The following is a 10,507-nucleotide window of genomic DNA, read 5'->3' on the forward strand; positions in this document are numbered from 1 at the left end:
CTTAAATATAATTTACACCAATATTTCCACTTTTATTTTTTATTTAAAAATAAATCCGAGACCTCTTACCGTTTGAATAAACTTTCTTTCGTAAGGTTTGTCTATCTTGTCTCTCAGATATTTTATGTAAAGGTCAAGAATATTGTCATTACCTATATATTCAAATCCCCATACATTTTCAAGAATTTTATCTCTTGATAAAACTATACCTTTATTTAATACAAGGTAGTCCAAAAGTTCAAATTCTCTTTTTGATAAGCTTATTAATGTTTCACCTCTGAATACTTCATATGTAGAGTAATTTATTTTCAAATCCTCATATACGAATTCTTCCTGGTTATTTCTCTTTTTAGTACGTCTTATTAATGCTTTTATACGGGCTATCAATTCTTCATTTGAGAAAGGTTTTGTCATATAATCGTCTGCCCCGTAATCCAGTCCGACTACTTTATCGCTTATCTCATCTTTTGCTGTTAACATTATGATAGGGACTTCTGAAAATTCCCTGATTCTTTTACATACTTCAATTCCGTTCATTTTAGGTAACATTAGATCCAGAATTATTAAATCATAAGAATTATATTTTGCACTGTTCAGTCCTTCTTTTCCGTCATAGGCAAAGCTCACTTCATATCCCTCAAACTTTAGTTCAATTTCGATAAGTCTTGATATTTTCGGATCATCTTCTATAATCAATATTTTCTCTTTCATTCCTATCACCTTTCTGTTTTTTTGTTCATTATACCATAATTTTAAAAAAATATATAATAAAATGATTTCATTTTCTTTTATTGTACGATTATTTTTTTATAAATTTTTCGAACGAAGGGGCAGAATTCCTCTGTAATAAATTTTCCCTTTGGAAAACTCAAGCTGTATAGGATAGACACCAACACCATTCCGGCTTATTTCAATTAACTTTTTGCTGAATTCCGGATCTGTCTCAAAATTCGGCACAAAATATTCTGACTTTCTAAAAACCAGTATTAATATTGCCGCTCTGTTTTCACTGCTTAATTCTTCCAGTTCTCCAAGATGTTTGAGTCCTCTTTTAGTAGGAGCATCAGGGAACATTGCTGCTTTTTCCACAGTAAGTGTACACCCTTTTACTTCCAGCCAGATTTTTTCGTCCCCTTTTTCCATATAAAAATCCAGTCTGCTGTCTTTATATTTTGCCTCTGGTTTAATATAGTCATAAGCCCCGAACTCTGATATCTCAAAATTTCTCAGATAAGCTTCTGCAATATATCTGTGGTATGCAGAATTTAAAAGTACCGTCTCTCCGTTATTCTCCACAGCGATAAGATCCCATCTTGTTTTCCTTGCGGGGTTAGAAGCTCTTTTTATATAAACCTCTGCACCGGGCAAAAGCAGTTCTTTCAGTCTTCCGGGATCATGTACATGCACCAGTTCTATATTGCCGTTTATTTCCACCTCTGCAAGATATCTGTTTGGTCTGCTTATGAATTTTCCGGTTTCGTCATGTTTTATTTCCAGTAGGATTTCTTTCATATATTTCCTTTCCTTATATAAATGAATTTTGATTTTAAAAAAATCTCCCTTTTTTAAGCAATTATACACCTAAAAAAGGGATTTTATCCTGAATTAATTTATGATATTTACAGCCGTTTTTTCAAAAGAAAGTAAAAATCAGAATTCCGGGCTTTGAATATCTGTATTTATATTAATCAGTCCAGTTCAAATAATTTTTCAAATCCTTTTCTGGCTACTTCTATAAATTTCAGAAGCTCATCATAGGTAAAAGTAGCTTCTTCTCCTGTACCCTGAATTTCTATAAATTCATTTTTACTGTTCATTACTATGTTCATATCTACTTCCGCCGCAGAGTCTTCTGAATATTCCAGATCAAGAAGTATCTCGTTATTGACTTTCCCCACACTTAGTGCAGCTACTTTGGCAATAATAGGATTTTCCTTAAGAAGTCCTGCATCCAGAAGTTTTGCCACAGCTGTTTCCAAAGCCAGATAACCTCCTGTTATAGAGGCTGTTCTTGTCCCTCCGTCAGCCTGAATAACATCGCAATCCACTATAATAGTTCTTTCTCCGAGTTTTTTCAAATTAACTGCCGATCTCAGGGATCTCCCTATGAGTCTCTGTATTTCCATTGTTCTTCCTGTGGGTTTACCTTTGTTTACTTCTCTCTGAGTTCTCACATTGGTAGCTCTCGGGATCATGCTGTATTCGGCAGTTACCCATCCGCTCCCGCTTCCTTTTAAGAACGGCGGAACTTTTTCTTCCACTGTAGCATTACATATTACTTTTGTATTACCGAATTCTATTAATACAGATCCTTCGGGATGTATTATAAAATTCTTTGTTATCTTTATTTCTCTTAATTCTTCATTTTTTCTGTTGTTATTTCTCAAAATACTTCTCCTTAAGTTAGTCTTTATAAAGTGGAAATCTTCCTGTAAGTTCTTTTACTTCTTTGTTTACTTCATTTATTATATCTTCGTTATTTATATTATTCAGAACTTTTAATATAAGGTTTCCGATTATTTCCATTTCCGATTCTTTCATACCTCTTGTAGTTACAGCGGGAGTTCCTAATCTTATTCCGCTTGTTACAAATGGTTTTTCGGGATCGTTGGGTATTGCATTTTTATTGCATGTTATACCGGCTTTTTCCAATTTCTCTTCTGCTAGTTTTCCTGTTACTTTTTTACTTTGCAGGTCTACAAGCATAAGATGGTTGTCAGTACCGCCGCTTACTATTCTAAGTCCGCCGTCTTCAAGGGTTTTGGCCATTTTTTTCGCATTTTTTACTACCTGAGCCTGATATTCAGAAAAAGACGGGTCAAGCGCTTCTTTGAAAGCTACTGCTTTTGCAGCAATTATATGCATAAGCGGTCCGCCCTGAATTCCCGGAAATATATTTTTATCTATTTTTGAGGCTATTTCTTCATCATTTGTCATTATTATCCCGCCACGCGGTCCACGTAGTGTTTTATGTGTAGTAGAAGTCACTATGTGAGCATCTTCCATAGGGCTTGGATGCTGACCTCCGGCAATAAGACCTGCTATATGTGCGATATCAACCATTAGATAAGCACCTATTTCATCAGCTATTTCCCTGATTTTTTTAAAATCTATTATTCTTGAATATGCACTTGCGCCGGCTACTATCATTTTTGGTTTATGTTCATGGGCAAGGTTTCTTACCTGTTCATAATCTATAAGTTCTGTATCTGATTCCAGACCGTAATTTACTGATTTATAGTTCTTACCAGAAAAATTCACTTTATAACCGTGAGTCAGGTGACCGCCGGCATCTAATCCCATACCAAGTATAGTATCGCCCGGGTTCAGCAGTGCGACATATACACCCATATTAGCCTGAGACCCTGAGTGTGCCTGTACGTTTACGTATTTTGCGTTAAACAGTTTTTTTAGTCTTTCTATGGCAAGGTCTTCGACAATATCTACATTTGAGCATCCGCCGTAGTATCTTCTGTGAGGATAGCCTTCGGCATACTTATTAGTCATAACAGAACCGGCAGCTTCCATAACGGCTTTTGAAACGAAATTTTCTGAAGCGATCAGTTCAATTCCTTCTTCCTGTCTTTTTTCTTCTTTAATAATGGCGTTGTAAACTTCTAAATCTTCTTCTTTTATAAATGACATTGATCCTCCTTAGTATTTTGTCTAAATATATATAAATTTAATTGTATCCCTTCGTGTCAAAATACTTATACCTGTTCCTACGCACACCATATTTTAGGCACTCAATAACATAAGGTATTAGTATTTTGCTACATTTTAGCTAAATCATTACTCACAGAGCCAAAGCACTTGTCCTCATCCCTACGCACGCCATATTCTAGGCACTCGATAACACAAGGCATTAATATTTCGCTACATTTTAGCTAAATCATTACTCACAGAGCCAAAGCACTTATCCTTATCCCTATGCACACCATATTCTAGGCACTCGATAACACAAGGCATTAATATTTTGCTACATTTTAGCTAAATCATCACCCGCAGCGCAAAAACACTTATCCTTATCCCTACGCACGCCATATTCTAGCTGCTCGATAACACATTGTGCCCCCCGCCTGCCCCATACCTGCAAACCTGATTCCAAATAAAAATAATATAAAGTCTCAATATGCATCTAAAGAACAAACCACACACAAATCAAAAACATTATATCATTTTTACCTTTATTTTTAAACTTGATTTTCTAAATAAAAGCTTTCATTTTATATATAGTTATAATTAATCTACTTCACCCCCGGAAAATGATCAACCATTCTAATAGTAAAATCAGGAAAGCTGGTTACATACTCTATTGTAAAATCTGGAAAACTATCGACAAACTGCCATTCTCCGCAATCATCAGGAAAGCTGCTCACCTTTTTCACTTCAATATCCGGAAAACTGCTCACCACCTTTACCTTAAAATCTGCAAAATTCTTCACTACTTTTACTTTCCCTGCAAGCTTGATTCCATTCATGCTGCACGTTTTTTTATCAATAGGATTTGCAGCAGATAATACTGTACTAAATAATAAAAATCCAACCAATATTTTTTTCATAATTATCACTCCTGTTTCAGTTATTTTTGTCCGTCATATTTTCAAAATTTTCAAAAATCATATATCTTTACAGCTTTTATATAATTTTCATACATATTCCTCCGTAATTCTAATTAAAAACCATGAAAAATCCCTCAATTATCAATAGAAAAAAGGCTCTTTATTTTTCTGTATTTATACAGGAACAAAGAACCTTCTCGTTTGTATCGTTAATTTATAAATTGTAATTTTACAAAATCATTTCTTTACGCTTAGTACCATGAAAAATAATAGAAACAGGGCTAAAAATATCAAAAAAAACATTTTTACCTCCTTTAATCTAATTAAGATTGCCAGATACTTCTAATATATAGTTATAAATATATATTATATTTTTAAGCACAATTTGTCAAGCAAATTTTAAAATTATCTTTTTACTTTATTGATTTCCAAAGTTCAAGAAGTGCAGTTCTGACTGCTCTCTCTCTTATTGCATTTCTTGAGCCTGAATAAGTATATTTTTTTACCGTTTTTTCTCCCTTTATGCTAAATCCAATAAAGACAGTTCCTACTTCATTATCCTTCTCATCTTTATCTGGTCCTGCTACACCGGTTGTCGCTATATAAATATCAGCGGGAATGTTTCTTTCAAGTCCGTTCAGCATTTCCATACATATTTCATTGCTTACAGCCCCGTATTTATCTATTTTATCTTTCTCTATACCAAGCAGTTTTTCTTTTTCTTCATTAGAATATGTAATGTATCCGCCTTTATATACCTTTGATGCCCCGGCTACACTTACTATATAATCTGCAATTTTTCCTCCTGTAATGGATTCTGCCGTAGCGAGTGCAAGCCCTTTTTCATGTAGCGTTTTTACTACTATATCATAAAAGTTTTCTTCTCCTGTTGTATAGATATTATCAGGATATACCGCTCTTATTTCCTTTTCTATTTTATCAATTTCCTTTATAAGTTCTGCTTCATTTTTACCTTTTACGCCTATTCTTACATGAACTTCACCTGTTTTGGCATATGGTGCCACAGTAGGATTCGACATTACAAAATACTCTGCCAGATCTTCATCTACTTTCCCTTCAGGAACTCCTATTATTTTCAGTGTTCTGAATCTTATCAGATCACTTGAATATTTTAGTAGCGCGGGCATTACTTCATTATCAAACATGACAGTCATCTCACTTGGCGGACCCGGCATAACTACTGTTATTTTATTATCTTTTTCATAAGAAAATCCCGGAGCTATCCCGACTTCATTTTCAAGAAGTGTGGAATTTTCCAGTATTGATACTTCTTTTATTCCTCCAGCAGGAACTTCTGCATTCATCTGCTTATATCTTTTAGCGAGTATATTATAATATTTATCTACTTTTACCAGTTTTTCATTATGATATTCTGCTACTACTTCTTTCGTTATATCATCTATTGTAGGTCCCAGTCCACCTGTAAGTATTACCAGATCAGCTCTCTTATATGCTGCATCCAATACTTTTTTCAGCCTTTCATGATTATCCCCTACTACAGTTTGGTAATAAAGATTTATTCCTATGGCTGCCAGTTTTTCAGAAATATATTTTGCATTTGTATTTAGTATATCTCCTACCAGCAGTTCTGTGCCTACACATATTATTTCACTATTCATCCATCTCTCCTTACTGCTCTTTTCTTATATTATAGTTTATTTTAAGAAGAAAATGAATTTATTTATTGAATTTTAATGCATAAAACAATATAGGAAAAATAAGTATTTATCATCAGACATAGCAAAATACATACTGTCCATAGTGTGATTGTCAATTATAATAACATCTGTCAGTTTGCATATCTCTTCCCGAAAATCCCTGAAATTATATTTCAAATCATATCTGCTTATAAGGTTAAATGGTATCATCTCTTCAAGGCACAATTTTCCTCTGTTATAAAATCCGGATATCCAGTGATTTGATATAAGTTCTATTCTCTCATCATCAGTGAACTCATCCCAAGTCCTCATATCTTCGAGTTCCCAATCATTATACCGTGCTATTAGGTACTTGGATAATGCAGCAAAAGCCTCCTGTATACTTAGATCCTCATTTCTCAAAATAATAAGATTATGCCACTCACTTTCATGAATTATAACTTCCACATCTTCAATCATCAAATTCTCAGGGCTTGAATCAATTACCAACTCTGCAAATAATTTTCTGTTTTCAAAAAGTTCCTTTACTTTTTTATGAAATCCGTCTCTTTTTTCCATCATTTTGAATACTTCTTTTTTATTTCTATATTATGATTTTCCATTAAATATTTCTGTATTGTGTTCCAGTCCTCTATTCTGTCATAAGAAAATCTATATTCATCATACCATATGATTTCGTTGTTTTTATCTGCCACAGAATAGTAATTCCCCTGACTGCAGGTATTTGTTTTAGTATAATAACAAAAAACCGTGTTAAAATATCCGTTTTGAAAACCTGATACTTCCTGTTTATTTTTATCTGTTGCTTTAAATCTTCCTGAATTAAATAATTTCGTAATTGCACGTTCTATCCCAAAATATTTTTTTTCCAGTCCTTATATGATAGATTCTCCATTTGATTAGGAATTTTTACTTTTAATTCTTTTTCATCAAGATATTTTTGAATATCTTCTTTTAAAAATAAAATATCGTAATTTTTGAGTTTTAATTTTAGTGAATTCTTTTCGTTAATATTTATTTCTTCCTGTTTTATATCAGAAAAATTAATAAATTCAAAAACTACAACATCATATTCTTTACCGCTTATATCAATTCCAAGGTTAATATTATCCGTTCTCACAATTTCATTCTCTGCTTTTCTGTCAAAATATACCTTACCGTTAAAACTGTCAAACTGCATACCAAACTCTGTAACCATTACCAATAAAAAATAAAATATCTTTTTCATATCCCAGCTCCTTTACATCTTTTATTTCCATTATGTTTAATTATATAAAAAATCCGGATTTAAGTCCAGATTTTTCCACTATTTCAGAAATAAACTGTTTCAATATATCTACAAAGCATTAAGAGATTTTTTCAGTATTTTTCCGGATATCTCTGTAGTTTTCTTTCTTGTTAGAAACCTTGATAATAAAGTAACCATATAATTCTTTATTCCGTCTACCGCAAACTGCTTGTTTTTCCCTGCCGCCTTTATGGCTGTTTCTGTTACCATATCTGCTGTTCTGTATTTCCCCAGTCCTACAGGCCCCGCTGTATCAAAGAAACCTGTTTCAGTTGCACCAGGACATATTGCTGTTACTTTTATTCCATATTCTTTGTATTCCTGATGAAGTGCTTCTGAAAATGAAAGAACAAAAGCCTTTGTCGCACCGTATACCGCCATATAAGGAACAGCCTGAAAAGCAACTGTTGATGCAACATTAATTATAGTCCCGCTTTTTCTTTCAGCCATTTCTTTTACAATAAAATAAGTAAGATCTGCCAGTGAAAGACAGTTAAGTATAATTTGACCGTGCTGGCTCGAAAATTCCTTTTCGTGAAACTTTCCGCTTGTCCCAAATCCTGCATTATTAATTAATATATCCACCTGTAAATTATTATTCTTTATTTCCTCATATAATTCCTTTGCTGAATATTCTTTAGACAAATCTTTTATAAACACTTTTATATCTACAGAAAACTTTTTCTTTATTTCTTCTTTCATTTTATCAAGTTTATCTTTTGATCTTGCCGTAAGTATAAGATTTTTCCCCATTTTTGCATACTTAAAGGCAAATGCCTTCCCTATTCCTGATGAAGCCCCTGTAATCAATACTGTTTCACTCATTCTATCCCTTCTTTCTCTATATATGTACTGTAAATTTTTTCTATCAGCTTATCCGCCTCTTTTTCTTTCCCGTCTTCCGGTTTTTCAAACAACAGGATTGTTTTAAATAAATTAATCGTATTTGTATACTCATCTCTTTTTCGTTCCATCTCCCTGATTTGTTCCCCGTATATTTTCTCTATCAAAACTCTGCTTTCATTCTCTGCTTCGCAATTCTCATATAAAGTAACAAGTTCTTTTATTTTTAGTATACTAAAATTCAAATTTTTTAATATCAGGATACATTTTATTTTCATTATGTCCTCTTGAGTAAAAATTCTGTAATTATTTTTATCTCTCTCAGGATTTATCAGATTTTCATTTTCATAATAATGAAGGCTTGAAACCGGTATTTTTAATAATTCACTTACTTCTTTTACTGTCATCTCCGTCTCCTTTTGTTATTTTGTCATCTTAACACTCAACCTTACTTGAGTGTCAAGATTTTTTTTATATAATGTATAAATTATTTTTTTGTTTTATTTTCCATTATTCCGCATTGACTTGTATTTTTAAATAAATTATAATTATTAAAAGTTAATAATTAAACAACATATATTTTATTTCAAAGGAGAAAAAATGAAGAAAATCATTTTAGCACTGATGCTGCTTATAAGTATTACATCACTTACAAAACAATACACAAATACAGAAAAAAGAGAAATCCTGAAACAGTTTAAAGAATTACAGACTGCTGTGAAAAATAGAAATACGGATAAATTATTTAATTATATAAAATATCCGATTTATTCTCCTACAGCTCAAAAAAAATACACAAAAGCAGAAATGAAAGAAATTTATCTGATACCATTTTTTTATACAGATATGCTCACGATTGATACAGAAACTTTGAAAATAACTCCAATATCAAACTATATTGTAAGTACTGCCAAAGAGAGCGAAATTACCGTTCTTGATATTACTGCTGATTTTATCGGTAAAGATAACATTGATTCAGAATATATCTTTCATTTTTTCCCTGAATATGACGGAAACGGCTTACTTGTTACTGTAACTGCCGGTAATGATTCATACGGCAGTTCTAATTTTTATGTTTTTGATTTAATTAACGGAAAACTCAAATTAACCACTTTTTTTCAAATTCCCTGAAAGTTATGATTTTCTGTGTATTCCGCGATTTTATTTAAATAGTTATGATAACATCATTGTATATATTTTTTAAAAGAAGAATTTCTTTCTAATCCGTCTCATATTACTGTAAATTAAAAGGCTGAATTCTACACTTAAGAAAATTCAGCCTAAGAGAATTTATAAAATAACTTTCTCTTTTTTATTTTAAGTTTTTTATTCATATTACAAGTATGGAAATCTTTTTTAAACAAGAATATAGCATTTTTTTGGTTTAAATCATATTTTCTTTAAAATACTGCTTTCAATGTTACGCCTACTCTGTAGTCATTCTGATTACTATTTCCTGCTCTGTAATCTCCTGTTACAAAGATTCCATATCTGTCTTCCGCTTCCATCCCTGCTGAAACTCCTGTTCTTATCTGTCCTTTATCTTTCTCTGGTTTTGACAGCTTATGGTAATCTGTTTCTACTTTTGATAACTTTGCATATTCTCTTTTATTCAGATCTCCAAGCTCATATTCATAAGCTGTATCCACTGAGCCTTTCAGTTTCCATCTTTCACTGTTTCCTAGCGGCACCTCTCCTTTTAGTTCCATTCCTGCTCTTGGTCTCACGCTCCATGCGTCATTTCCTTCCACTTCCAGTGATTCCAACCCGCTTTCACTAAATGTAGGCCTTATTATGTACATTGCCTTTATTCCGCCGTAAGGTATTAGACTTGCTCTTTTTCCCAGCAATATTTCTTTCCCTAACTTATTGTCACTTGTTATGCTGTATGTCTCATAACTTCCGCTTAGTTCTGATCTTCCTGCATTTTCCCAGTTCAGAATTCTGTCCACATTATGAAATCCTGCTCTTCCTGTCAAATCATTTCTTAATACCCAGTTATTCGAGTTATACTTATTATGCAGTCCTAACTGAATCGAATCCACATCTTCCTCACTTTTGTTCCCATCTTTGAATTCAAAGCTTGTGTGTGTATAACCTAATGAATAACCAAATGTATGCCTGTATGTTCTCTC

At 32.6% G+C, this 10,507-nt stretch carries 13 protein-coding genes; 1 reads left to right on the forward strand and 12 read right to left on the reverse strand.

What is annotated here, in order from left to right; genetic code table 11:
• Positions 1-39: 39 nt before the first annotated feature.
• The 11 genes from NK213_RS12720 to NK213_RS12770 form a co-directional block, all read right to left on the reverse strand.
• Positions 40-711, reverse strand: coding sequence for a response regulator transcription factor (locus NK213_RS12720; protein WP_253349731.1), 672 nt, complete (start codon positions 709-711; stop codon positions 40-42).
• A gap of 96 nt (positions 712-807) precedes the next feature.
• A complete protein-coding gene (sfsA, locus tag NK213_RS12725) occupies positions 808-1,512 on the reverse strand; it encodes a DNA/RNA nuclease SfsA (protein ID WP_253349733.1) in 705 nt (234 codons plus the stop codon).
• Positions 1,513-1,688: 176 nt separating this feature from the next.
• Positions 1,689-2,387, reverse strand: coding sequence for a ribonuclease PH (rph, locus tag NK213_RS12730; protein ID WP_253349735.1), 699 nt, complete (start codon positions 2,385-2,387; stop codon positions 1,689-1,691).
• A 16-nt stretch (positions 2,388-2,403) separates the two neighbouring features.
• Positions 2,404-3,645 (reverse strand): serine hydroxymethyltransferase, encoded by a 1,242-nt coding sequence (glyA, locus tag NK213_RS12735; protein ID WP_253349737.1) that lies wholly within the window; start codon positions 3,643-3,645, stop codon positions 2,404-2,406.
• A 602-nt stretch (positions 3,646-4,247) separates the two neighbouring features.
• The gene (locus NK213_RS12740) at positions 4,248-4,562 is read right to left on the reverse strand and encodes a hypothetical protein (protein WP_253349739.1); all 315 of its coding nucleotides are present in this window, start codon (positions 4,560-4,562) and stop codon (positions 4,248-4,250) included.
• Positions 4,563-4,975: 413 nt separating this feature from the next.
• A complete protein-coding gene (locus NK213_RS12745) occupies positions 4,976-6,202 on the reverse strand; it encodes a competence/damage-inducible protein A (protein ID WP_253349741.1) in 1,227 nt (408 codons plus the stop codon).
• Between the two features lie 72 nt (positions 6,203-6,274).
• A complete protein-coding gene (locus tag NK213_RS12750; RefSeq protein ID WP_253349743.1) occupies positions 6,275-6,802 on the reverse strand; it encodes a hypothetical protein in 528 nt (175 codons plus the stop codon).
• On the reverse strand, positions 6,799-6,936 hold the full coding sequence (locus NK213_RS12755; protein ID WP_253349744.1) for a hypothetical protein: 138 nt from the start codon (positions 6,934-6,936) through the stop codon (positions 6,799-6,801). The genes NK213_RS12750 and NK213_RS12755 overlap by 4 nt, the downstream gene beginning before the upstream one ends.
• 152 nt (positions 6,937-7,088) lie before the next feature.
• Positions 7,089-7,469: a hypothetical protein gene (locus tag NK213_RS12760; RefSeq protein ID WP_253349746.1), complete on the reverse strand. Its 381-nt coding sequence runs from the start codon at positions 7,467-7,469 to the stop codon at positions 7,089-7,091.
• A gap of 108 nt (positions 7,470-7,577) precedes the next feature.
• Positions 7,578-8,354, reverse strand: coding sequence for an SDR family oxidoreductase (locus tag NK213_RS12765; protein WP_253349748.1), 777 nt, complete (start codon positions 8,352-8,354; stop codon positions 7,578-7,580).
• The gene (locus NK213_RS12770; RefSeq protein ID WP_253349750.1) at positions 8,351-8,779 is read right to left on the reverse strand and encodes a MerR family transcriptional regulator; all 429 of its coding nucleotides are present in this window, start codon (positions 8,777-8,779) and stop codon (positions 8,351-8,353) included. Before NK213_RS12770 ends, NK213_RS12765 begins: the two co-directional genes overlap by 4 nt.
• A 193-nt stretch (positions 8,780-8,972) precedes the next feature.
• Here NK213_RS12770 and NK213_RS12775 point away from each other — a divergent pair, with 193 nt between their 5' ends.
• Positions 8,973-9,503 (forward strand): hypothetical protein, encoded by a 531-nt coding sequence (locus NK213_RS12775; protein WP_253349752.1) that lies wholly within the window; start codon positions 8,973-8,975, stop codon positions 9,501-9,503.
• Between the two features lie 269 nt (positions 9,504-9,772).
• On the opposite strand, the gene NK213_RS12780 is transcribed toward NK213_RS12775, so the two are convergent.
• The coding region (locus tag NK213_RS12780; protein ID WP_253349754.1) for an autotransporter outer membrane beta-barrel domain-containing protein at positions 9,773-10,507 on the reverse strand (735 nt) is incomplete at its 5' end.

Source organism: Sebaldella sp. S0638 (assembly GCF_024158605.1).
Lineage (GTDB): Bacteria > Fusobacteriota > Fusobacteriia > Fusobacteriales > Leptotrichiaceae > Sebaldella.

Bases quoted from the DNA above. Each gene is read 5' to 3' on its own strand.
- glyA (WP_253349737.1), bottom strand. From the start codon at position 3,645: ATGTCATTTATAAAAGAAGAAGATTTAGAAGTTTACAACGCCATTATT.
- NK213_RS12760 (WP_253349746.1), bottom strand. From the start codon at position 7,469: ATGAAAAAGATATTTTATTTTTTATTGGTAATGGTTACAGAGTTTGGT.
- NK213_RS12740 (WP_253349739.1), bottom strand. From the start codon at position 4,562: ATGAAAAAAATATTGGTTGGATTTTTATTATTTAGTACAGTATTATCT.
- NK213_RS12745 (WP_253349741.1), bottom strand. From the start codon at position 6,202: ATGAATAGTGAAATAATATGTGTAGGCACAGAACTGCTGGTAGGAGAT.
- NK213_RS12770 (WP_253349750.1), bottom strand. From the start codon at position 8,779: ATGACAGTAAAAGAAGTAAGTGAATTATTAAAAATACCGGTTTCAAGC.
- NK213_RS12720 (WP_253349731.1), bottom strand. From the start codon at position 711: ATGAAAGAGAAAATATTGATTATAGAAGATGATCCGAAAATATCAAGA.
- NK213_RS12775 (WP_253349752.1), top strand. From the start codon at position 8,973: ATGAAGAAAATCATTTTAGCACTGATGCTGCTTATAAGTATTACATCA.
- sfsA (WP_253349733.1), bottom strand. From the start codon at position 1,512: ATGAAAGAAATCCTACTGGAAATAAAACATGACGAAACCGGAAAATTC.
- NK213_RS12765 (WP_253349748.1), bottom strand. From the start codon at position 8,354: ATGAGTGAAACAGTATTGATTACAGGGGCTTCATCAGGAATAGGGAAG.
- NK213_RS12750 (WP_253349743.1), bottom strand. From the start codon at position 6,802: ATGATGGAAAAAAGAGACGGATTTCATAAAAAAGTAAAGGAACTTTTT.